Annotated in this window: 22 protein-coding genes and 1 tRNA gene; 9 read left to right on the top strand and 14 right to left on the bottom strand. The window is 63.3% G+C overall.

Annotated features, from left to right (window positions below; all coding sequences use genetic code 11):
• Positions 1–161 precede the first annotated feature (161 nt).
• Both XI05_RS30985 and XI05_RS30980 read left to right on the top strand, forming a co-directional pair.
• Positions 162–827, top strand: a complete 666-nt coding sequence (locus tag XI05_RS30985) for a hypothetical protein (RefSeq protein WP_271508938.1) — start codon at positions 162–164, stop codon at positions 825–827.
• Between the two features lie 182 nt (positions 828–1,009).
• Complete coding sequence (locus XI05_RS30980; RefSeq protein WP_333940039.1) at positions 1,010–1,507, top strand: DinB family protein; 498 nt, start codon at positions 1,010–1,012, stop codon at positions 1,505–1,507.
• Here XI05_RS30980 and XI05_RS30975 read toward each other — a convergent pair.
• Positions 1,413–1,943: a nuclear transport factor 2 family protein gene (locus tag XI05_RS30975; protein WP_271508935.1), complete on the bottom strand. Its 531-nt coding sequence runs from the start codon at positions 1,941–1,943 to the stop codon at positions 1,413–1,415. The two genes, XI05_RS30980 and XI05_RS30975, sit on opposite strands and share 95 nt — an antisense overlap.
• A 437-nt stretch (positions 1,944–2,380) precedes the next feature.
• Between XI05_RS30975 and XI05_RS30970 the strand changes: the two genes are divergently transcribed.
• Positions 2,381–2,515: a hypothetical protein gene (locus tag XI05_RS30970; protein WP_271508933.1), complete on the top strand. Its 135-nt coding sequence runs from the start codon at positions 2,381–2,383 to the stop codon at positions 2,513–2,515.
• Between the two features lie 84 nt (positions 2,516–2,599).
• On the opposite strand, the gene XI05_RS30965 is transcribed toward XI05_RS30970, so the two are convergent.
• On the bottom strand, positions 2,600–2,833 hold the full coding sequence (locus XI05_RS30965; protein WP_271508931.1) for a hypothetical protein: 234 nt from the start codon (positions 2,831–2,833) through the stop codon (positions 2,600–2,602).
• 329 nt (positions 2,834–3,162) lie between these two features.
• Here XI05_RS30965 and XI05_RS30960 point away from each other — a divergent pair, with 329 nt between their 5' ends.
• Positions 3,163–4,413, top strand: coding sequence for a vanadium-dependent haloperoxidase (locus XI05_RS30960; protein ID WP_271508925.1), 1,251 nt, complete (start codon positions 3,163–3,165; stop codon positions 4,411–4,413).
• Between the two features lie 143 nt (positions 4,414–4,556).
• Here XI05_RS30960 and XI05_RS30955 read toward each other — a convergent pair whose 3' ends face one another.
• Both XI05_RS30955 and XI05_RS30950 read right to left on the bottom strand, forming a co-directional pair.
• Positions 4,557–5,480, bottom strand: a complete 924-nt coding sequence (locus tag XI05_RS30955; RefSeq protein ID WP_271508913.1) for an HpcH/HpaI aldolase/citrate lyase family protein — start codon at positions 5,478–5,480, stop codon at positions 4,557–4,559.
• Positions 5,481–5,482: 2 nt separating this feature from the next.
• Complete coding sequence (locus tag XI05_RS30950) at positions 5,483–6,649, bottom strand: CaiB/BaiF CoA transferase family protein (RefSeq protein WP_271508910.1); 1,167 nt, start codon at positions 6,647–6,649, stop codon at positions 5,483–5,485.
• 476 nt (positions 6,650–7,125) lie between these two features.
• On the opposite strand from XI05_RS30950, the gene XI05_RS30945 reads away from it, so the two are divergent.
• Positions 7,126–7,476, top strand: coding sequence for a hypothetical protein (locus XI05_RS30945; RefSeq protein ID WP_271508907.1), 351 nt, complete (start codon positions 7,126–7,128; stop codon positions 7,474–7,476).
• A gap of 329 nt (positions 7,477–7,805) precedes the next feature.
• The gene (locus tag XI05_RS30940; protein ID WP_025032179.1) at positions 7,806–8,483 is read left to right on the top strand and encodes a ParA family protein; all 678 of its coding nucleotides are present in this window, start codon (positions 7,806–7,808) and stop codon (positions 8,481–8,483) included.
• Between the two features lie 73 nt (positions 8,484–8,556).
• On the opposite strand, the gene XI05_RS30935 is transcribed toward XI05_RS30940, so the two are convergent.
• From XI05_RS30935 to trxB, 5 genes are all read right to left on the bottom strand, one after another.
• Positions 8,557–8,703, bottom strand: coding sequence for a hypothetical protein (locus XI05_RS30935; protein ID WP_271508904.1), 147 nt, complete (start codon positions 8,701–8,703; stop codon positions 8,557–8,559).
• 128 nt (positions 8,704–8,831) lie between these two features.
• The gene (locus XI05_RS30930) at positions 8,832–8,987 is read right to left on the bottom strand and encodes a hypothetical protein (protein WP_172788974.1); all 156 of its coding nucleotides are present in this window, start codon (positions 8,985–8,987) and stop codon (positions 8,832–8,834) included.
• 159 nt (positions 8,988–9,146) lie between these two features.
• Entirely contained in the window at positions 9,147–10,055 is a 909-nt protein-coding gene (gene dapA / locus XI05_RS30925) for a 4-hydroxy-tetrahydrodipicolinate synthase (protein ID WP_271508901.1), read from the bottom strand.
• Positions 10,056–10,515: 460 nt separating this feature from the next.
• The gene (locus XI05_RS30920; protein ID WP_025032176.1) at positions 10,516–11,439 is read right to left on the bottom strand and encodes a LysR family transcriptional regulator; all 924 of its coding nucleotides are present in this window, start codon (positions 11,437–11,439) and stop codon (positions 10,516–10,518) included.
• Positions 11,440–11,443: 4 nt separating this feature from the next.
• Positions 11,444–12,409 carry a thioredoxin-disulfide reductase gene (gene trxB / locus XI05_RS30915; RefSeq protein WP_271508898.1) on the bottom strand — a complete coding sequence of 322 codons (966 nt, stop codon included), beginning with the start codon at positions 12,407–12,409 and terminating at the stop codon, positions 11,444–11,446.
• Between the two features lie 266 nt (positions 12,410–12,675).
• Here trxB and XI05_RS30910 point away from each other — a divergent pair, with 266 nt between their 5' ends.
• Positions 12,676–13,155, top strand: coding sequence for an Lrp/AsnC family transcriptional regulator (locus tag XI05_RS30910; RefSeq protein WP_172788989.1), 480 nt, complete (start codon positions 12,676–12,678; stop codon positions 13,153–13,155).
• A 360-nt stretch (positions 13,156–13,515) separates the two neighbouring features.
• Here the strand turns inward: XI05_RS30910 and greA are convergent, their stop codons facing one another.
• The 3 genes from greA to XI05_RS30895 all read right to left on the bottom strand — a co-directional run bounded on the left by greA (position 13,516) and on the right by XI05_RS30895 (position 18,978).
• Positions 13,516–13,989: a transcription elongation factor GreA gene (gene greA / locus XI05_RS30905; RefSeq protein ID WP_036009537.1), complete on the bottom strand. Its 474-nt coding sequence runs from the start codon at positions 13,987–13,989 to the stop codon at positions 13,516–13,518.
• Between the two features lie 212 nt (positions 13,990–14,201).
• A complete protein-coding gene (gene carB, locus XI05_RS30900; protein WP_271508896.1) occupies positions 14,202–17,666 on the bottom strand; it encodes a carbamoyl-phosphate synthase large subunit in 3,465 nt (1,154 codons plus the stop codon).
• A gap of 142 nt (positions 17,667–17,808) precedes the next feature.
• Complete coding sequence (locus XI05_RS30895) at positions 17,809–18,978, bottom strand: MFS transporter (protein WP_271508894.1); 1,170 nt, start codon at positions 18,976–18,978, stop codon at positions 17,809–17,811.
• Positions 18,979–19,091: 113 nt separating this feature from the next.
• Between XI05_RS30895 and XI05_RS30890 the strand changes: the two genes are divergently transcribed.
• A complete protein-coding gene (locus tag XI05_RS30890; protein WP_271508891.1) occupies positions 19,092–19,469 on the top strand; it encodes an ArsR/SmtB family transcription factor in 378 nt (125 codons plus the stop codon).
• Between the two features lie 82 nt (positions 19,470–19,551).
• On the opposite strand, the gene XI05_RS30885 is transcribed toward XI05_RS30890, so the two are convergent.
• Positions 19,552–19,627: transfer RNA gene (locus XI05_RS30885), tRNA-OTHER, on the bottom strand.
• 54 nt (positions 19,628–19,681) lie between these two features.
• Positions 19,682–20,383, bottom strand: a complete 702-nt coding sequence (locus XI05_RS30880; protein WP_271508889.1) for a class I SAM-dependent methyltransferase — start codon at positions 20,381–20,383, stop codon at positions 19,682–19,684.
• A 114-nt stretch (positions 20,384–20,497) separates the two neighbouring features.
• On the opposite strand from XI05_RS30880, the gene XI05_RS30875 reads away from it, so the two are divergent.
• Positions 20,498–21,022 carry a Dps family protein gene (locus XI05_RS30875; RefSeq protein ID WP_172788994.1) on the top strand — a complete coding sequence of 175 codons (525 nt, stop codon included), beginning with the start codon at positions 20,498–20,500 and terminating at the stop codon, positions 21,020–21,022.
• The last annotated feature ends 37 nt before the right edge of the window (positions 21,023–21,059 follow it).

The following is a 21,059-nucleotide window of genomic DNA, read 5'->3' as shown; positions in this document are numbered from 1 at the left end:
GGGCTGTGGAAGACGGAGCACGGGTCGTCGCAAGAGCCGACGGTGCGCAAGAGAGTGCCGAAGTACCGGAAGGTACGGATCCGCTGGATGCAATAAAGGCAACGAGAGAAAGATGGTCGTTCCACCTACTAGACTTGGCGCCTGGGCAGTATTACCCCCGGATGTCTCGACCCAACTCTCAGCATCCCTCAGAAAGTCCGGGTAGCAACCCAGCCAACCATGACGAGCGCGCTCTCATCGAGCTGAGTCGTGGCCAACTTGCTGCACTTCGTTACCAACTTGATGCCATCCTCAGGGTTATCCATCCAGCGGAAACCAACTTCAGTGCGTTCGGCTACGAGATACGCAATCTCCTTATCTTGGCGGCGACTGAGGTGGAGGCACATTGGAAGGGCGTGCTTGTGACGCACGGTGTTCGAGCCAACAGTACAACAGACTATGTCAAACTGGCCGATGTGCTCAGGCTACGAGAGTACGCAATTCGGCTTCCATTTTATCCCTGGCTCGGCTCATTCAGGCCTTTCGATGCATGGCGATCAACCAGCACGACACCGACGAAAGACTTGGCTTGGTATGATGCTTACCAGGCAGTGAAACATGATCGGGAGAACCAGTTCCCTCGGGCGACGCTGATAAACGCGCTGCAGGCCCTATGCGGTTGTGCGGTGATGTTGTTTGCTCAGTTCGGACGAAGCGGTTTCAAGTATCGAGAAGATATCAACTCGTTCTTCGAATTGGCGGAAGCGCCTGCCTGGCATCCATCCGAAGCTTATAGCTTTCAAGTTGGACGGCCCTACACACCCATTAGATATGAATTTCCGGCCTAAGGCACTTCTCCGAGCACTCTCAATTACGATGACCGTGCACAAGACTCCGAGAGTTATACTCATTTCGAGAAACTGAGTATAACTCGTCGGATTGAAGATCGTCTAATTGCGGTGACAGTGCGTCAAACTTCAGATTCCGCGGGGCGTGCCACCAACATCGCCTACCTTTGGACCCTGAGAAAATGATCTCAGCCGAATACTGCCGCCTTATGGCCCGCTACAACACTTGGCAGAACGCCTCTTTGGTAACTGCCGCGGACGGGCTGAGCCACGAGGATCGCTGGAAGGATCGGGGTGCGTTCTTCCGGTCGATCGCAGCTACATTGAACCATCTCTATTGGGCTGATGCCCTGATACTGGAGCGACTGAAGGGGAACGAGCGTCCAGAGGAAATCATCAAGCATTCCCTCACAAATCCGTCGGATTGGGAGGCCTTCAAGGCGCTCCGGTTGCAACGGAACGAGGACATCGAAGCGTGGTCAGCGCGGTTGCGCGACGCGGACCTGAACGGGATGCTTGTTTGGTATCCTGGGGACGGTTCAACTCGGATCGAGAAGCCAAAGACCCTCGTTGCTATTCAACTCTTCAATCACCAGACCCACCATCGAGGGCAGATCCACGCGATGTTGACGGCAGCCGGTGCAGAACCGGAGCCGACTGACATTCATCATCTGGCGTAGCGCGAGGACGCTTCAATCCATCGTCGCCCGTCACGCAATCACCGCCTTGATCTGCGCCGTGTCCGCAAACTCGATCAACTCGACGATCTTGCCATCCTGAAATCTGAACAGGTCCAGGATCTCGGTGCTGAAAGTCTTTCCGCCTGGATTGTAGCGAACGACGACCCGGGAATGGACCTGCGACGCGATCTCCGTCGACCAGTTCAGCCAGGATCTCGCGGCTTTCGAAGCCGAAGGTGTCAGCGAATTGAGCGAAAGCCGCGCGCAGGGTCGGGTGCCCCTCCATGCGTCCCGTCAGTTCGAGCGCGCCCTTGTCGCCCATCAAGGTGAAGTGGCCCTCGGGATGAAAAGCCGTCACCAAGCCCTCGATGTCGCCCTTGCCGCGCGCGTCGTAAGCGGTCTTGATCAATGCGAGCATCTCTTCGCGCTGTGCCATGGGCCCCTCCCTGCAATGTGTATCGGGGCAGCCTAGCGACCTTTGCGTGCAAAGGCAAAATGATTGGAACCGTGCTGCGCTACCTCACCTCGCTACCAGCCACACCACCACCGGCAACGTCACCGCCGCAGCAGCGTCCCCAGCGCCACTGCGCCGGACACTATTTCGGTGACAGTGCAAGAAACTCAACATCGGGCAACATCGATTTTGTCACCGCAACTCCTGTCGCCGTAATCCCGCGCAGTGCTATGCGAGCCGCTTGAGTTTCCCGGAAAGTCTCCGCTCTCCTGAACGCTTATATCCAAGCCGCGCGAGCGGATTGTGGGCCTGCGTTCGGCTGGACAAATTTGCCGTTTGGAGTAGCCTTTTCAGACACAGCAACATGTTAGCGGAGGTTCTCCGTGGAACATCGCGGCGTAAGCTTCACAATCGTTGAAATGAGCTACCCAGCTGGTTGGAAGTGGACTGTCGGAAAGGGCCGAACAGTGTCGGTCGGTGTCTGTGCGACGAGGCTCGACGCGATCCGCCAGGCCAAGACCTTCATCGACGCGATCATGGACTGGGCTGCCTAGGCCAGAGTCAAAATGCTCGCCGTCGGTTGGTGATGCCGAGCATTGTAAACCCGGCAGCTGAGTTTCTGTCGGCGCGGCGCTACCTCACCTCGCTACCACCTGCACCACCACCGGCAACGTCACCGCCGCCAGCAGCGTCCCCAGCGCCACTGCGCCCGACACCGGGTTCACCAGCCGCTGATACAGCACAGCAAAAATGTACGCGTTCGCGCCGGTCGGCATCGCCGCGAACAGCACGATGACGCCGGCGGCCGGGTCGAGCAATCTTGCCAGACGAACGCAGCGACTGGCATTGCCGAAAGCTGGAGCGGCACGCATCACCAAAATGCTCAGCCGCTCGCTCTTCACCTCGCGCGAGACGAAATAGATGCCGAGCTTGATCAGCGCCGGCGGCGAGCCCGAGTGCGCAAAGGGTGTGATGATTGTTCGAAGACTGCCGAGATTGCAGGTCGTGCATCACGTAAGGCAGTCGATCTTACTCTTTGGGGCGCGACCTCAAACTCTTTTTCGGCGAAAGCGAGGACAGTGTAAGCTGTTTCACAGCAGCGGGCTTGCTGCAATCTTAAGATCGTTCTGCACTTCTACGTTCTTGCGCGGCTCATCCGTACAAGATGTCGCTCTCTGTTGAAACAACGAGGAGCATGAAGATGAAGACGTTTCTTGCAACGAAATCTCCATTCCTGATCGTCGCCACTCTTGCAGTCTGCATCGGCACTGCGCGTGCCGATGTCATCATGGACTGGAACGCGAAAGCAGATGCGATTGCCGCCGAAAAGAAGGTGCTGCCTGTGCCACAGGCCCGCACGATGTCGATGCTTCACGTTGCCATGTTCGAGGCCGTCAACGCGATCGACAGGCGATACACGCCATACAAGCTGGATCTCGTAGCAGACCGCTCCACGTCCAAGGAAGCCGCAGCATCGACTGCGGCTTACAACATTCTTCTCACGATCTATCCGGACCAGAAATCTGCCCTTGATGCGGCATTGATTGCATCGCTTTCCGGCATTCCGGACACGGAGGGAAAGGCGAATGGAATCGAGCTTGGAAAGATTGCCGCTTCCGGCGTGATAGCGTTGCGCAGGGATGACGGCAGTGACGTCCAGGAGACCTATCGTCCCTATACAGCCCCGGGGGCCTATGTGCCGACCGTGGTGCCGATCGGCACGACGGTTGGAAGAATGTCCCCTTGGGTCATGACATCCGTCTCACAATTCCGTCCAGCGCCACCACCGGCGCTTGATTCCGAGACCTGGACCAGAGACGTCAACGAAATTCGGGAGCTCGGCGCTCGCAACAGCACCACCCGAACGGCAGAGCAGACCGCGATCGGACGAGTCTGGTTTCTGGTCGGGCCTCCCAGCTTCAATCCAATCGTCCGGCAGGTCGCCTTGGCCAAGCACATGGACGTCGTTGACTGCTCGCGCCTCTTCGCCCTCACCGAGATCGCTGCGAACGACGCAATCGTTGCCGTCCTTGATGCGAAGTACCATTACAACTTCTGGCGTCCTGTAACGGCCATACGCAATGCGGACATCACGCACAACCCGATGACGCCACGCGAACCGTCCTGGTTGCCGCTGGGTGAAACGCCGTTGCATCCCGAATACCCCTGCGCCCACTGCATCGTATCGGCGGCGGTTTCCACGGTTCTCCGGTCCATCGCGGGCGACGAGGTCGGAGAGCTGACGATGACCAGCCCCACTGCGCCAGGGGTGACTCGCAAATGGACCAAGCTCCAGGATTATAGCGATGAGGTCGCAAATGCCCGCATCTATGCCGGTTTCCATTACCGTTTCTCGACGGAGGTCGGAAAGGACATGGGCCGTAAGATCGGTGACTTGACTGTCGGGACACAGCTTCGCGGGCTGGAAGCGCGAGCTGAACCGAAGCAGTAAGCCGCTTCGCAGCCTCTCAGGATGAGGCTCAGCTGCATCGTTGCGCATTCGAAACTGTTGCCGCGCACTCCGTCCTCATCCTGAGGGCCCGCGAAGCGGGCGTCTCGAAGGATGCGCCGCAGGGGGACTCAGCCTCAAGGCCGCTACGATCCCAGCTCGATGATCCGGCGCGCCATCCGCACATTGGCATAGTCGATCATCTTGCCGTCCAGCGTCACCGCACCCTGGCCGTTCGCCTCGGCAGTCTCCATCGCCTCGACCACCCGCCGCGCCTGGGCCAGCTCCTCGGCCGAGGGCGTGAACGCGCGCAGCGTCGGCTCGATCTGGTCGGGATGGATCACCTGCTTGCCGTCAAAGCCCATCGCCGCGGCCTTTTGCGCGCTGGCCTCGGTCAGCCTGGCATCGCGGAACGCGCCGCAGGGGCCGTCGATCGCGCGCAGGCCCCGCGCGCGAGCCGCGACGAGGAGGCGCATCATCGGATAGGCGAACAGGTCGAGCGGCGCGGCGGCGTAGCCGCTCTGCGCGGAGCCGACATGGCGGTAGCCATCCGGCGAAATACCGATGTCGGAGGTGCGGGCGCCGAGCGAGGCTGCGAGGTCGCCGACGCCGAGATGCAGCGCGGCGACGCTGTCGTGGCAGGCGGCGAGGGCGTCGACATTGACGAGACCGAGCGCCGTCTCGATCAGCAGCTCGAGCGTAACAGGCGCGGCGCGATCCGGCGCGGCTGCGCGGAAGCGATCGGCGATGGCGACGATGTCGCTCACCCGCTCCGCCTTCGGCACGATCACGGCATCCAGCCGGGGCAGGGCCGCCAGGGTGCGGATCTCCTCGGCGATGAACGGGCTGTCGACCGCATTGAGCCTGACCGCGACGTGCTTGTGGCCCCAGTCCAGCGAGGACAGCGCGCGGACGGCTTCCGCCAGCGCGAGCGCCTTCTCGCCTGCCGGCACGGCGTCTTCGAGGTCCATGAACACCGCGTCCGCCGATGATGCCGCCGCCTTGGCGACGAGACGGGCGCGATGCGCGGGAACGGCGAGATAGGCCCGCGTCGGCCGGAGCGAAGCCATTCTCACGTTCCCTCACCGAGGCCGAGTTCGCCGAGGATCGACGCGTTGTGCTCGCCGACATCAGGCACCGGATCCATCCGCGGCGTCACGCCGGGAAGGGTGAGCGCGGGCAAGAAGCTCATCACCGGTCCGCACGGCGATCCCACGCTTCTCACCCGCGCGCGGGCATGCAGCTGCTCATGCTGCAGGAAAGCCTCGACCGAATTCAGGTGCGCGTTGGCAATCGCGGCTTCGTCCAGCAGCCGCAGCACCTCCTCGCTGGTCATGGCTGCAAAGCGCCGCTCGATATGCGCCTGCAAATCGTCGCGGTTCTGCATGCGCAGCGGATTGGTGCGGAAGCGCAGGTCGTCGGCAAGTGCGGCATCGCCGAGCACGATGCGGCACAGCGACCGCCATTCCCGGTCGTTCTGGATGCCGAAGAAGACGGTCGTTCCGTCGCCGACGCGGAACGGGCCGTAAGGCGCGATCGTCGCGTGCCTGGCGCCGGTGCGCGGCAGCGGCCGGCCCGTACTCTCGGTGTAGAACGCGGGATAGCTCATCCAGTCCGTGATGGAATCGAACAGCGAGGCCTGGAACGCCGTGCCCTTGCCGGTCCGCTCGCGGGCGTACAGCGCCATCAGCACGCCGTTCAGGATGTACATGCCGGTGGCGATATCGACGACGGAAAGCCCGACCTTGGCCGGCTCCGCCTCGGTGCCGTTGATGGCGAGCACGCCGGCCTCGCACTGCACCAGCAGATCATAGGCCTTCTTGTCGCTGTAGGGCCCGCCCGTGCCATAGCCCGAGACGTCACAGGCGATCAGGCGCGGAAACTTGCGCAGCAGCGAAGGGGCATCGAGGCCGAGCCGCTCCGCCGCGCCGGGCGCGAGATTCTGGATGAACACGTCCGCCCGCGGCAGCAGGGCGTCGAGCACCTTGCGCCCTTCGGGGCTCTTGATGTCGATGGCGAGGCTTTCCTTGGAGCGGTTGGTCCAGACGAACTGGCTCGACATGCCGTTCATCACATGATCGTAGTCGCGGCAGAAATCCCCAGTGCCCGGCCGCTCGATCTTGATCACCCGCGCGCCCCAATCGGCGAGGTGCCGGCTCGCCAGCGGCGCCGCGATCGCCTGCTCCAGCGAAACCACCGTCACGCCCGACAGCGGCAGCTCCGCCTCATTCCCCGTCATGTGATCGCCTCCACTCCCGCTCGCTTCTGATCAGCGCGGGAGAACGAGCACCATCCACGCGCATTTTGATGGTGACATCTTGCCCCTGTTTTGCCCGACGAGTCAAACCTGGCTTCGAAAAATCCTAAAATTTGGCGACGTGAGTGTTTGCAATGACTTGGCTACTGCGCATGGGGTTGTTTTCGCAGTTCTTTGTTTGAGGGCACAGACTCTCTCCGCCCACAGCCGTCATCCCCCGCGCAGGCGGGGGATCCAGTACGCCGCGGCCTCTCAGGGAACGTTCGACGTCTCTGGAATACTGGGTCGCCCGGTCCAGTGCGCAATTGCGCACAAGGCCGGGCGACGACAGCGGCTGGGAGCCCGCCCCCGCCCTGTTGCCGAGACCGCACACGTCCGACCTTTCGCATCCCCCCTCGGTTGCCAACGAACCGCCGTTCACCCACTATTCGTAACCGACTCGTCATGTGGGGGGATCGATGCCGGCGTTTCGCTTGAAGTCCTTTGCTAAGCCCTCGGCCGTTGCAAGCCTCGCGCTTGCCCTGGCCGTCCTGGCGCTGCCGCGCGCCGGTTTCGCCTACACCCAGGAGGAGCAGCAGGCCTGCACGCCGGATGCGATGCGGCTGTGCGGCGAGTTCGTCCCGAATGTCGATGCCATCACCGCCTGCATGATCAAGAAGAAGGCGCAGCTCTCGCCGCAATGCGCGGTGTTCTTCCGCCGCGGACCGGAGCCCGGCCAGTCCCGTGCCGGCAAGCCGACCAGCATCGCGCCGAAGACCGCCAAGAAGAACAGCAAGCCGGCGGCGAAGAAGAAATCCAGCCAAGGCTAGGCGCCTAGGCCGCCGGACTCGTTTTGTTCGCACAGCGCCGGCAGGCCTTCGCCGATTGACGCGCGTGGGCGCTCGAAAAGAGTCGCTGGCGGGTTTACGCGGCAAGGTTGCATTTCATTTTCCGCCTCGTTGCTCAAAAAACACACAGACGCCCTCCACGAGCGGCCTTTCGTTGCGGCCCGTGTCTTTATCCTGCGAAGCAGTGTGACTCAAAAGCCAACACGTCTTGTTATTTCGTGGCTGTCGCGCGGCCCCCGACAAATTTTTCTTTCCCGAATCAGCGGCGTGATTCATTTTCGCGGCCTGGGGTCAATCTGGAGGCCGAAGGTATGAACGTCATTGTTTTTGCATCGCGTAAAGGCGGCTCGGGCAAGAGTACCCTGGCTGCACATCTTGCTGCGCAGATCAAGGCAAGCAAGCAGGTCATGCTCGTGGATGCCGATCCGCAGGGCTCGCTCACGTTGTGGCACAAGCTGCGCGGCACCAACGAGCCGCCGATCAAGGCGGCCGTCAACTCCGTCAGCGGCATCGTCTCCGCTGCCAAGCGCGACGGTTATGAATGGGTGTTGATCGACACGCCGCCGAACCTGTCGGCCGTCGTCGACGACGCGATCAAGAACGCCACCATGGTGGTCATCCCGGCGCGTCCCGGCGTGTTCGACGTCAACGCCGTGCAGGAAACCATCCAGATGTGCCGCGCGGCGCGCAAGCCCTACGCGGTCGTGCTCAACGGTGCTCCGGCCAAGCGCGACGAAGCCGAAAGCCCGATCGTCACCATCGCCCGCGAAGCCCTGGCGAAATTCCGCGCTCCGGTGTGGGGCGGCCAGATCACCAATCGTTCGGATTTGCTGATGGCGCTGAGCCACGGCGAAGGCGCGCGCGAGTATCAGGCCGAGAGCCGTGCGGCTCAGGAAATCGCAAGGCTCTGGGCGGCGATCGAGCGTTCGGTGAAGGCTATTCGCGGCACGGCGTCGGCATCCGGCGCAATGCACAAGCAGGCTGCTTGATTTTTCATTGTTTCATTTCGAGCGGCGAAAAACGCGCGGGACGTCCGCGCGTTTTGCGTTTCCGGGCTTTCCCTCACGCCACCATCAGCATGTAGAACACGATGACCGGCGACAGGGTCAGGATCACCGACCAGATGCCGACGGCCCAGACAATGTCCTCGGTGGTAAAGCCCTGCTGTTCTGCGTCGAAATGCGACGCCACTTCATTCTGACTATTCACAAACGCCCCCGCGATTTCTTCGCTTATGGGCGTCAGTGATAGCAGCGATGTTTTAAGATCCGGATCGCATCGACCAGTGGATTTTGAACACAGGCGCTACCACGGATTAACCATCCCGCGCGCCGGCCTCAGCCGACCAGCCAGACGCGAAACAGCAACACCGGCATCAGGCCGAGCATCACGGCCCAGAACCCGAACGACGAGACGACGAGAATTCCCCGCAAGAGATCGGCGGGCGCGAACTGGCTCGCGGCCGTAGGCCGGTTGCGATACCCCATGGTCATTCCCCCTTCGGTGACTTTGAAGAGAACGATAGGCGCGGTCGCGTAAACGAGACGTGGATGCGGATTGCGGCAGCTGCGAAGGCCGTTGGGGCGCGGTTAACCACGCGCAGCGCTCTCGCTCCCTCTCCCCGTTCTTACGGGGAGAGGCGAAGCAAGCCGCTACGCCGCGACCTTCATCCGTCGCTCGATCTCGCGATCGATCGTTGCCGCGAGCTCGCTGCTCACTTCCACCATCGGCAGGCGCACCTCCGGGCTGTCGATCAGGCCTGATCGCCACAGCCAGTACTTCGCCGGCGCGGGGCTCGGCTCGGCGAACAACAGCCGCGTCAGCTCGGCGACCTCGTGCCAGCGCGCCAGCGCCGCATCGTGGTTGCCGCGCTTCGCCTCCGTGTACACGGCTGCGAACGTCGCGGTCTCGACATGGGCTGACAGCACGATGCCGCCGTCGGCGCCGTCACCGAGCGCCTCGAGATAATTGGCGTCCTCGCCAGTGAGCACGCGAAAGTCCTTCGGCCGGTCGCGCAAGAGCGCGATCGATTGCTCGCGGCTCGCGCCGCAATCCTTCAGGCCGATGATGTTCTTGTGCTCGGCCAGCCGCAGCATGGTCTGGTTGGTGATGTTGACCGCGCAGCGATAGGGAATGTTGTAGAGCGCGATCGGCCATGCCGCATGGTCGGCGAGCGTCTCGAAATGCGCCAGCAGGCCGCGCTGCGACGGCCGCACATAATAGGGGCTGGCGATCAGGTAACCGTCGATCGGCCAGTCCGCGGTCTCGTCGAGGCGCTCCTGCAGACGCGAGGTGTCCGCGCCCGACAGACCGAGGCAGATCGGCAGGTTGCAGCCGCCGGCCGCCATCTCCTCCCGCACCACGGCGACGAGACGTTCGAGCTCGGCCGCGCGCAGCGTCATGCCTTCACCGGAGGTCGCGCCCAGGATGAAGCCGTCGATGCCGTGCGCGCCGTAGTGCCGGGTCAGCCGCCGCAGCGACCTCTCATCCAGCGCGCCGTCCTGGAACGGCGTCACCAGCGGCAGCCACAGCCCGTGCAAATGATCTCGTAGTCCGGTCATGTTTCCATCTCCTTCTCGGGAAAAAGCCTGAGACGGAGGGCACATGAAAAAACCCCGTCCAGGCGGCGGGGTTTTCGAAGATTTGCAGCGATGACGAAGTCAGCTAATGCGCGCAAAGATCCGAGGCCCCGGGATGGGGGCCTTTTTTCGAGACGATGGCCTCGAACGAGATTGCGCACGACTTCGTGATCATTCGGAAATGATGCGGGGGATAGGTGGAACTGTCAATACACGCGGAGCGCGAAGCCACATTTTGACGAAAAAAAGCCGGACCCGAGGGCCCGGCTTAGGTATTGGCCACGTGAGGCCGACACAATCACCTTCCAAGAGGGATTACTGAACTCCCGCGCCACTGGAGGAGGGGGACAAATGCGCAACGCGAAGGCTCAGCGTGCAAACATTATGAGCTTGCCGAGCGCCTTGCAGCAACCGCCGAGGCCGCATGTCAGTCATGCGGAAATCAGGACGGCCAGCGTTGCGCCTTGCTCACCACGAAGTCGCGGAACACCTGCACGCGCGCGACCGTCTTCAACTCCTCGGGATAGACGAAGTAGGTGTCGAGCTGGATCGAATCCGACTCGCCGAACAGCTGCACGAGCTTGCTCTGCTCCTCGACCAGGTAATCGGGCAGGGCGGCGATGCCGAGGCCCTGCGCGCAGGCGCGCACGAGACCGAGGATGTTGTTGACCTTGAAATAGGCTTCGCGCGGACCCGAGCCGTTGCGCCCGGCTTCGATCAGCCAGTTGCGGTTCTGCAGGTGCGGCGCGAAGTTGCCGTCCGACAGCGTGATGATGCGGTGGGAGTCGAGCTCCTCCAGCGTGCGCGGCGTGCCGAAGCGCTTGATGTATTCCGGCGAGCAATAGGCGTGGAAGCCCATCGCGAACAGCTTGCGCTGGATCAGATCCGGCTGCGTCGGCTTGCGGGTGCGGATCGCAACGTCCGCCTCGCGCATCGACAGATCGAGCTCCTCGTCGGTGACGATCAACGAGATGCGGATCTCGGGATAGAGCGCGGTGAATTCGCCGAGCCGCGGGATCAGCCAGTTGATGCCGACGCCGGGCGTGGTGGTGATCTTGAGATCGCCGCTCGGCCGCTCGCGGCTGTCGGTCAGCTTGGCGCGCGCCGCCTGCAGCTGCATGAACACGTCATGCGCGGTGCGGAACAACAGGTCGCCCTGCTCGGTGAGGATCAGGCCGCGGGCGTGGCGGTGGAACAGCGAGACCGAGAGCTCCTGCTCCAGCGCCGAGACCTGGCGCGATACCGCCGATTGCGACAGGCCGAGCTGCTCGCCCGCATGCGTGAAGCTGCCCGCTTCCGCCGCGGCGTGAAACACCTTCAGCTTGTCCCAGTCCATATCCGTAAATCCGTCGCGTGTTCGGGGCATGATTCTATTCCGCTGCCGCGCGCTCGCTGGCGCGAAGGGCCAAGAAACGTTCGGCTTCGAGTGCGGCCATGCAGCCGAGGCCGGCGGCCGTCACGGCCTGGCGATAGGTTTCGTCGGCGACGTCGCCGGCGGCGAACAGGCCAGGCACCGAGGTCGCGGTCGAGTTCGGGGCGACCTCGATATAGCCCGAGGGCTTCAGCTTGACCTGATCCTGGACGAGCTCGGTCGCCGGCGCATGGCCGATGGCGATGAAGATGCCGTCGGCCTTCACGTCCGTGAGCGCGCCGGTCTTGACGTTCTTGAGCCGGACATGGGTGACCTTGTTGGGGTTCTCGGTGCCGCAGATCTCGTCGACGGCGGCGTCCCAGATCACCTTGATCTTCGGATGCTTGAACAGACGCTCCTGCAGGATGCGCTCGGCCCGGAAGTGATCGCGACGATGCACGATCGTGACTTGCGAGGCATGGTTGGTGAGGTACAGGGCTTCCTCGACCGCGGTGTTGCCGCCGCCGACCACGATCACCTCCTTGCCGCGGTAGAAGAAGCCGTCGCAGGTGGCGCAGGCCGACACGCCGCCGCCCTGGAACTTGGCTTCCGACGGCAGCCCGAGCCAGCGCGCTTGCGCGCCGGTGGCCAGGATCACGGTCTCGGCGAGATAGACGTCGCCGCTGTCGCAGGTGAGGCGGAACGGCCGCCGCGCCGTCTCCAGCTTGGTGACCAGATCGGTGACGATCTTGGTGCCGACATGGACCGCCTGCTTCTCCATCTGCTCCATCAGCCAGGGGCCCTGGATCACGTCGGCGAAGCCGGGATAGTTCTCGACGTCGGTGGTGATGGTGAGCTGTCCGCCGGGCTGGATGCCCTGGATCAGGATCGGCTCCAGCATCGCGCGCGCGGCGTAGATCGCGGCGGTATAGCCGGCCGGGCCGGAGCCGATGATGACGACCTTTGCATGAACAGGAGCGGACATTTCGATGGACGCCTTTCACGGGGGATTTGCAGCGCGGGCGCGGAATGTGCCGGGAGGCCTCGCGGAGGCGCTGAAATATCAGAGCTAATCTAAGCCTTCTGGCGAGCCATGCAAGAATTGCATTCCCTCTCGGCGGATTTTTCCAACAGGGAACAAAAGTCGATTGCGCTGCACGCGCAATAAAATTGCGCTAGCTGTGCGGGTTAGGCTATGAGGATTTCGACAAATCATCCAATACCGCCGCAAAGGCCAGGAGTTCCAATCACGTGTCGCGGAACCTAGACGAGATCGACCTGAAAATTCTCGCCGAGATTCAGGCCGACGGTCGAATCACCAATGTCGAGTTGGCCAAACGCGTCGGCATCTCGCCGCCCCCCTGTCTGCGCCGCGTCCGGGCGCTGGAGGAGGAGGGCTATGTCCACGGCTATCGCGGCCTCCTGGACGCACGCAAGTTGGGCTTCGACGTCACCGTTTTTGCCGCCGTGCACCTGTCCAGTCAGGCCGAGGCGGATTTGCGCGCGTTCGAGGAGTTCGTCCGCGCCGAGCCTTTGGTGCGGGAATGCTGGATGCTGTCCGGTGAGGTCGATTTCATCCTGAAATGCGTCGCCCCCGACATGGCGACCTTCCAGGATTTCGTGACGCACCTGACCGCGGCGCCGCATGTCCGCAACGTGCGCACGTCATTGGTGTTGCACAATTCGAAATACGAGGCGGCCGTGCCGCTGGAGGTGAAGGGGCGGCGATAGCGCGCGCGTTCTCGTGCCCCGGACGCAGCGCAGCGCTCTTCGGCGATGCGCTGCAGAGCCGGGGCCCATCTTATCACCGCGTGACACACTGCTTTCTGGATCCCGGCTCTGCGCAGCAACGCCAAAGGCGCTGCAGCGCGTCCGGGACATGAGATTGTTGCGTGTTGTTGCTCCACACTCCGTCATTGCGAGCGCAGCGAAGCAATCCAGAGTCTTTCCGCAGCGGCAGTCTGGATTGCTTCGCTGCACTCGCGAGGACGTGTGGTGAGAGCGTGTGTCCACCACAACCCCAGCAACCCGCTGAAACAAAAAGGCCGCGCGTCGCGCGGCCTTTCGAAACGTCAGCGCAGCGGCAAATCCTTACCGCCACTCCACCTTGGTGATCTCGTACGCCTTGGCGCCGCCTGGCGTGTTGACCTCGACCGTGGCGCCCTTCTTCTTGCCGATCAAGGCGCGTGCGAGCGGCGAGGTGATCGAGATGCGGCCCTTTTTGGCGTCCGCCTCGACCTCGCCGACGATCTGCCACACCGTCTTCTTCTCGGTGTCCTCATCGACCAGCGTCACGGTGGCGCCGAACTTGATGGTGTCGCCGGAGAGCTTGGAGATGTCGATGATGTCGGCGCGCGCGAGCTTGTCCTCGAGCTCGGCAATGCGGCCCTCATTGTGCGACTGCTCTTCCTTCGCGGCATGATATTCCGCGTTCTCCGACAGGTCTCCGTGCGAGCGCGCCTCGGCGATATGCTCGATAATCCGCGGACGGTCCACGGACTGGCGCTGCTTCAATTCTTCCCCGAGCGCGACAAAGCCGGCCTGGGTCATCGGAACCTTTTCCATCGTCTCTCTCGTCCTTCGATCGTGCGCCCCAGAATGCGGATGGGCGCCGCAACCTTGATTCGTCAGTCCTCCAGAGCCCAAAGAGGGGCTGCCGGACCTTGACAGATATGGGCTTTCGCGCCGGAACAGAACTGCCACCTGGCCGGACAGTTCCTCCGGCCATTGTGGCTTCATTGCCAATCACTTAGCGGAAGCTTCGCTGCCACTAGCGATCAGGTTTCCGAAAAGTAGCTCTGCAGGGTACGAACCTCAAGGTCCCCGCCCAGATAGGCGCGGATGCCCTGCGCGGCCGCCACGGCCCCGGAAAGAGTGGTGTAATATGGCACTTTATGCAAGAGGGCCGCGCGCCGCAGCGAGCGGCTGTCGGCCAGTGCCTGCGGGCCTTCGGTGGTGTTGAAGACGAGCTGGACGTCGCCATTGGTGATGGCATCGACGATGTGCGGCCGCCCCTCCAGCACCTTGTTCACCTTCTCGGTCGGGATGCCCTGGTCGGTCAGGAAGCGTGCGGTGCCCGAGGTCGCCAGCACCTTGAAGCCGAGCGAATGCAATTCGCGGACGGCATCCGCAATGCGCGTCTTGTCGCTTTCGCGCACCGAGACGAACACCGTGCCCTTGCGCGGCACCCGCGTTCCGCCGCCGAGCTGACTCTTGGCGAAGGCCACCGCAAACGAGCGGTCGATGCCCATCACCTCGCCGGTCGAGCGCATCTCCGGGCCGAGCACGGTGTCGACGCCGGGGAAGCGTGCGAACGGGAAGACCGATTCCTTGACGCCGACGTGCTTGAGCGTCGCCTTCTTCAGCCTGAAATCGGCGAGCTTCTCGCCGGCCATGATGCGCGCGGCGATCTTGGCGACCGGCGTGCCGATCACCTTGGCGACGAACGGCACGGTGCGCGAGGCGCGCGGATTGACCTCGAGCACGTAGATCTCGCCATCCTTGATGGCGTATTGCACGTTCATCAGGCCGATGACGTCGAGGCCGAGCGCGAGCTCGCGGGTCTGCCGCTCCAGCTCCTCGATCATTTTCGCATCGAGCGAGTGCGGCGGAAGCGAGCAGGCGCTGTCGCCGGAATGGATGCCGGCTTCCTCGATGTGCTCCATGATGCCGACGATGAAGGTGTCCTTGCCGTCGCAGAGGCAGTCGACGTCGATTTCCGTGGCGTCAGACAGATAGCGGTCGAACAGCAGCGGGTTCTTGCCGAGCACGGTGTTGATCTGCCCGGTCTTGTCGTTGGGATAGCGCGCCTTGACGTCGGCCGGCACCAGCTCCGGCAACGTGCCGAGCAGATAGTCGTTGAGCTGGTTCTCCTCGCGGATGATCTGCATCGCGCGGCCGCCCAGCACGTAGGACGGGCGCACCACCAGCGGCAGGCCGAGATCGGCGGAGACGAGGCGGGCCTGCTCGACCGAATAGGCGATGCCGTTCTTCGGCTGCTTGAGGCGAAGCTTGTCGAGCACGCGCTTGAAGCGGTCGCGGTCTTCGGCGAGGTCGATGGCGTCGGGCGAGGTGCCGAGGATCGGCACTTCGGCGGCTTCCAGCGCGCGCGCCAGCTTCAGCGGCGTCTGGCCGCCGAACTGCACGATGACGCCGTGCAGCGTGCCCTTGCTGCGTTCCTTGGCGATGATCTCCAGCACGTCCTCGGCGGTGAGCGGCTCGAAATAGAGCCGGTCGGCGGTGTCGTAATCGGTCGACACCGTCTCGGGATTGCAATTGACCATGATGGATTCGTAGCCGGCGTCATGCAGCGCGAAGCAGGCGTGACAGCAGCAATAATCGAACTCGATGCCCTGGCCGATGCGGTTGGGACCGCCGCCGAGAATGATGACCTTCTTCTTGTCGGACGGCGTGCTCTCGTCCGCGGGTAGACCCGCGAACGGAGCCTCGTAGGTCGAGTACATGTAGGCGGTCGGCGAGGCGAACTCGGCCGCGCAGGTGTCGATACGCTTGTACACCGGGTGAACGCCGAGCGCGTGGCGCTTCGCCTTGACTTCGGCCTCAGTCGTCTCGGCCAGCACGGCGAGCCGCGCGTCGGAGAAGCCCATGGCCTTCAGGGTGCGCATGCCGAAAGCATTGCCAGGCAGGCCGTTCTTCCTGACCTTCTCCTCCATCTCGACGATGCCGCGCATCTCGGCAAGGAACCACGGATCGATCTTGCAGGAGTTGAAGATGTCTTCGTTCGACCAGCCGAGCCGCATGGCCTGGGCGACCTGGAGAATGCGGTTCGGCGTCGGCGTGCCGAGCGCGGCACGGATCGCGTTCTTGTCGTCGTCGCGGCCGAGGCCCTCGATCTCGATCTCGTCGAGCCCGGTCAATCCGGTCTCGAGCCCGCGCAGCGCCTTTTGCAGGCTTTCCTGGAAGGTGCGGCCGATCGCCATGACTTCGCCGACCGACTTCATCGAGGTGGTCAGCGTGGTCGAGGCGCCCGGGAATTTCTCGAAGGCAAAACGCGGCACCTTGGTGACCACGTAGTCGATGGTCGGCTCGAACGAGGCCGGTGTTGCGCCGCCGGTGATGTCGTTGGCGATCTCGTCGAGCGTGTAGCCGACCGCGAGCTTGGCGGCGACCTTGGCGATCGGAAAGCCGGTGGCTTTCGAGGCCAGCGCGGAGGAGCGCGACACGCGCGGATTCATCTCGATGACGACCATGCGGCCGTCCTCGGGATTGACGCCGAACTGCACGTTGGAGCCGCCGGTCTCGACCCCGATCTCGCGCAGCACCGCCAGCGAGGCGTCGCGCATGATCTGGTATTCCTTGTCCGTCAGCGTCAGCGCCGGCGCCACGGTGATGGAATCGCCGGTGTGCACGCCCATCGGGTCGAGGTTCTCGATCGAGCAGACGATGATGCAATTGTCCTTCTTGTCGCGCACCACCTCCATCTCGTACTCTTTCCAGCCGAGCACGGATTCTTCGATCAGCACTTCGTTGGTGGGAGACGCGTCGAGGCCACGCTCGATGATGTCGAGGAACTCTTCCTTGTTGTAGGCGATGCCGCCGCCGGTGCCGCCCATGGTGAAGGAGGGACGAATGATCGCGGGCAGGCCGATCTCGGACAGCGCCATCATGGCCTGCCCGAAGGCGTATTCCTGGTAGCGCTTGCGGCGGTCACCTTCGCCCAGCGTCCATTGCCGATCGTGCTCTTCGAGAGCTGCGCCTGACAGCTTCTCGCGTTCGGCCTGGTGCTTGTCGCGGAAAGACTTCTTCAGGGCGGAGGCGTTGGCGAGCCGCGACTTCGGCGTCTCGAGCCCGATCTTGGTCATGGCCTCCCGGAACAGCTGGCGGTCTTCGGCCTTGTCGATGGCATCGGCGGTGGCGCCGATCATCTCGACGTCGAACTTCTCCAGGGTGCCCTGACGGCGCAGCGACAACGCGCAGTTCAGCGCGGTCTGGCCGCCCATGGTCGGCAGCAGCGCGAAGCCGCCGGGAATGACGTAACGTTCCTTCTCGATGATCTTGGCGACGATCTCGGGCGTGATCGGCTCGATATAGGTCGCATCCGCCAATTCCGGGTCGGTCATGATGGTGGCCGGGTTGGAATTGACGAGGACGATGCGATAGCCCTCTTCCTTCAACGTCTTCACCGCCTGCGTGCCGGAATAGTCGAACTCGCAGGCCTGGCCGATCACGATGGGGCCGGCGCCGATGATCAGGATGGTGGTGATGTCTGTACGTTTGGGCATCAACTCTCGCCGAAGTGGAATTTGGGCACAAAAAAAGGGCGCGCTTGCCGCGCGTCCCTTTTGCGAGAGCGCGGGGTCTTCCCTCGCGCGCGGGTGGGTCTTAGACCAGTTTTCGGGGCGGCGAAACCCCGAAAAACGCCCATCAACCGGCAATTTTGACCGGTTTTGGCCGTGCCTGCCAGCCGCGGGCGAGGTGCACCAGAAGCGAGGCCGCAACGCTCGTTCCACCGATCCAGCCGAGGTCGGTGGGCGACAGGGTGGCCAGCACGGCGCCGCCGAGCGCTCCACCGATGGCGAAGCCGAGATACATCGACGAGGCGTTGAGCGAGAGCGCGATCATCGAGGCCTGCGGCTCGATCCGGATGATGCTGGCGATCTGGGCTGGATAGAACGCCCAGCCCGAGAGGCCCCAGAGGAAGATCGTGCCGAGCACCGCATAATGCGCCTGTGCGGGCATCAGCTTCAGGACCAGCGAATGCAGGATCAGGGCGCCCGCCATGCCGGCGAGCCCGAGGCCTGCGGTCGCGAGCGTGCCGAGCCGGTCGGCCAAGACGCCGCCGAACATGTTCCCGATCGCCGCCGCGCCGCCGAACACCAGCAGAGCAAGGCTGATCTGCGAGGCGTCGAAGCCGAGGCCGCGCAGCGGGACTGCGAAATAAGTGAACACCGTGAAGCCGCCCAGGGCCCACAACATCGTGATCAGCAGCGCGACCACAACGTTGCGATGGCGCGCCACCGCCAGCCTCTCGCCGAGAGAGGCCGTATTGCGCGGCAGGCCGCGTGGCAGCCCGAGCAGCAGGCCGGCGAGCGCAACGGCGCCGATCAGGGCGACCATGGCAAAGGTTGCACGCCAGCCGAACAGGCTGCCGACGAGATTGCCGAAGGGAACGCCGACCACGGTCGCAACCGTGAGGCCCGTGGTGACGAGCGCCACCGCGCGGCCGCGCCGTTCGGGCGCGGCGACCGCCACGGAGACGGCAAGCGCCGTCGGCATGCACAGCCCCGAGCCCAGCGCCATCAGCATCCGCGCGGCCAGCAGCAGGGCATAGTTGGACGCGACCATCGCGGCGAGGTTGCCGGCGATGAAGGTCGAAAGCGCCAATGCCAGCACGGTCCGGCGATCGATATTGTTGAATGCCACCGCGAGGATGGGCGAGCCCACCGCATAGGTGAGGGCGTAGGCCGTGACCAATTGGCCCGCGGCCGAGACGGAAATCGACAGGTCGGTGGCGATCGCCGGCAAAAGCCCAGCGATGACAAAGCCTTCAGTGCCGATCGCGAAGGCCGCCAGGGCCAGCCAGAACACGCTCATTGGAGATGATCCCTATGTTCAAGATTCATTGAACTATCGAACGAGGCGATTTCGCTGTCAATTGGTTCAAGAACTATTGAACATTGCGGTCGCATCGCTATGATTCCCGGACCATGAGCCGCACGCCGCACCATCCCACCCGCGAGCAGATCGAACTGCCGATAGTCCTGGATTGCCTGAGCGATCCGATCCGTCTGGCGATCGTCTACCAGCTCGCCCAGCAGGAACGTGTCAGCAGCGAGCTCCGCTGCAGCGACTTCAGCGCGCTGAGCGGCAAGTCCAACCTCGCCTATCACTTCGCCAAGCTGCGCGAATGCGGCCTGATGCAGACGCGCATCGCCGGCACCAACCGCTTCATGCGGCTGCGACGAGAGGATCTGGAGGCGCGCTTCCCGGGCTTGCTCGATGCGGTGCTCAGCTCCGCAGCCAAGGATGCCGACCGGCTTCCGCTCGTGTCCGGCTGCGACTTGATCGAGGTCGACCGAAAATGAGACGGTTGCCCCGCCGCCGCTCTGCGAGCTATGGCGCGGCAAGGCTGGCTTGCCGAGCCGAAGCTGCGGTAGCAGCGAAGGCTGGAGACCCGGCCTGGATTTGAACCAGGATGTAGAGCGTTGCACCGCCCTCGCGTAGACGCTTCCGCCACCGGGCCGCGGCGATCATTACCGATTGCAGTGCGACAAGCCACAACGGCTAATTGTTATGCTTAACGGATCAGAGGCGGCCTGGCGATGAAGGTCATGCGCCAGCGGTTGTGGCCGATATTGCTGTGGGCGCGCTGGGCCGCGAAGCCCGCCGCCTTCAGCTTGGCCGCGACCTCGTCCTCGCTGTAGCGCTGCAGCCCGATCTTCGAGCGCAGCTGGCGATAATCAGACAGTGCGGTGCTGATCAGCCCGATCAGCGCGTCCTTCAGAAAGCCGTGGCGCAGGCCGAAGCCGAGCAGCGCCATCACGTCCCTGGCCATGCCGACCTGCGGCTGGAGAATATCGCCGAGCACCAGCTTGCCGGAGGGTTTCAGGATCCGGCGGATGTTCAAAAGCGCCGCATCGAGCTCGTCCGGCGTCATGTATTGCGCGACCGAGTTCATCACGACGAGGTCGATCGATTGGTCCTGCATCTTGCGGACGTCGTCGAGCGAGCGGACGCGGATCTTGGTGTTCGGGGCAAAGCGCGCGATCAGCCGGCCGCGCACGCCGGGCGCGGGCTCGGCCAGGATCAGCTTGCCGCAGGCGGCTGCCACCTGGCTCGCCGACAGCGCTTCCCCGCAGGCATAGTCCAGCACCGTCGCATCGGGCGAGGGGATGTAGCCGATGATGTCCCGCGCAATGATCTGGAAGTGCAAGTCGCGATGCAGCTTGCTGACATAGATCGTATGCGTCGAGTCGTAATAATCGATCCAATCGTCCATGGTATTCGAAGGTCCCGGCCAAACGGTTCCGATAGAGGAACCGGCGCTTTCCGCCTTGCGTTAGGGGTGCGACGGCGCGCCGTCAATGTCCGCGTCCTAACAGGAAGGTCTCCCGTGAGCAAAACCAACAACAAGGTCTCGCCCGAACTCGATACCCCCACCGATCTGTCGCCCGACGGGGTCAAGAAAGTCTCGGAGGCGCTCAACGTGCTTCTGGCCGACGCCTTCGCGCTTTATCTCAAGACCAAGAATTTCCACTGGCACATCAGCGGGCGCCACTTCCGGGATTACCACCTGCTGCTCGACGAGCAGTCCGACCAGATCTTCGCCACCACCGACCAGCTCGCCGAGCGTGTCCGCAAGATCGGCGGCACCACGCTGAAGTCGATCGGCCAGGTCGCAAAGCTCCAGACCATCAAGGACAACAACGAGGACTACGTCCCGCCGCGCGAGATGCTGCGCGAGCTGATGCAGGACAACAAGCTCGTCGCGGCCGCGATGCGCAAGGCGCACGATGTCTGCGACGAGGCCGGCGACGTCGCCAGCGCCAGCATTTTGGAAAACTTCATCGACGAGACCGAGCGGCGGACCTGGTTCCTGTTCGAAGCGACCCGGCAGGAAGGTGGCAACGAAGCGTAGGACACAGGGCGGTAGGGTGGGCAAAGCGAAGCGCGCC

The organism is Bradyrhizobium sp. CCBAU 11357, assembly GCF_028128865.1.
Lineage (GTDB): Bacteria > Pseudomonadota > Alphaproteobacteria > Rhizobiales > Xanthobacteraceae > Bradyrhizobium.
Note: the sequence above shows the minus strand (reverse complement) of the source record. Positions and strands in the feature narration are given on the sequence as shown.

Coding starts and splice junctions, on each gene's coding strand:
- XI05_RS30985 (WP_271508938.1), top strand. CDS start 162: ATGTCTCGACCCAACTCTCAGCATCCCTCAGAAAGTCCGGGTAGCAAC.
- XI05_RS30980 (WP_333940039.1), top strand. CDS start 1,010: ATGATCTCAGCCGAATACTGCCGCCTTATGGCCCGCTACAACACTTGG.
- XI05_RS30975 (WP_271508935.1), bottom strand. CDS start 1,943: ATGGCACAGCGCGAAGAGATGCTCGCATTGATCAAGACCGCTTACGAC.
- XI05_RS30970 (WP_271508933.1), top strand. CDS start 2,381: ATGAGCTACCCAGCTGGTTGGAAGTGGACTGTCGGAAAGGGCCGAACA.
- XI05_RS30965 (WP_271508931.1), bottom strand. CDS start 2,833: ATGCGTGCCGCTCCAGCTTTCGGCAATGCCAGTCGCTGCGTTCGTCTG.
- XI05_RS30960 (WP_271508925.1), top strand. CDS start 3,163: ATGAAGACGTTTCTTGCAACGAAATCTCCATTCCTGATCGTCGCCACT.
- XI05_RS30955 (WP_271508913.1), bottom strand. CDS start 5,480: ATGGCTTCGCTCCGGCCGACGCGGGCCTATCTCGCCGTTCCCGCGCAT.
- XI05_RS30950 (WP_271508910.1), bottom strand. CDS start 6,649: ATGACGGGGAATGAGGCGGAGCTGCCGCTGTCGGGCGTGACGGTGGTT.
- XI05_RS30945 (WP_271508907.1), top strand. CDS start 7,126: ATGCCGGCGTTTCGCTTGAAGTCCTTTGCTAAGCCCTCGGCCGTTGCA.
- XI05_RS30940 (WP_025032179.1), top strand. CDS start 7,806: ATGAACGTCATTGTTTTTGCATCGCGTAAAGGCGGCTCGGGCAAGAGT.
- XI05_RS30930 (WP_172788974.1), bottom strand. CDS start 8,987: ATGACCATGGGGTATCGCAACCGGCCTACGGCCGCGAGCCAGTTCGCG.
- dapA (WP_271508901.1), bottom strand. CDS start 10,055: ATGACCGGACTACGAGATCATTTGCACGGGCTGTGGCTGCCGCTGGTG.
- XI05_RS30920 (WP_025032176.1), bottom strand. CDS start 11,439: ATGCCCCGAACACGCGACGGATTTACGGATATGGACTGGGACAAGCTG.
- trxB (WP_271508898.1), bottom strand. CDS start 12,409: ATGTCCGCTCCTGTTCATGCAAAGGTCGTCATCATCGGCTCCGGCCCG.
- greA (WP_036009537.1), bottom strand. CDS start 13,989: ATGGAAAAGGTTCCGATGACCCAGGCCGGCTTTGTCGCGCTCGGGGAA.
- carB (WP_271508896.1), bottom strand. CDS start 17,666: ATGCCCAAACGTACAGACATCACCACCATCCTGATCATCGGCGCCGGC.
- XI05_RS30895 (WP_271508894.1), bottom strand. CDS start 18,978: ATGAGCGTGTTCTGGCTGGCCCTGGCGGCCTTCGCGATCGGCACTGAA.
- XI05_RS30890 (WP_271508891.1), top strand. CDS start 19,092: ATGAGCCGCACGCCGCACCATCCCACCCGCGAGCAGATCGAACTGCCG.
- XI05_RS30880 (WP_271508889.1), bottom strand. CDS start 20,383: ATGGACGATTGGATCGATTATTACGACTCGACGCATACGATCTATGTC.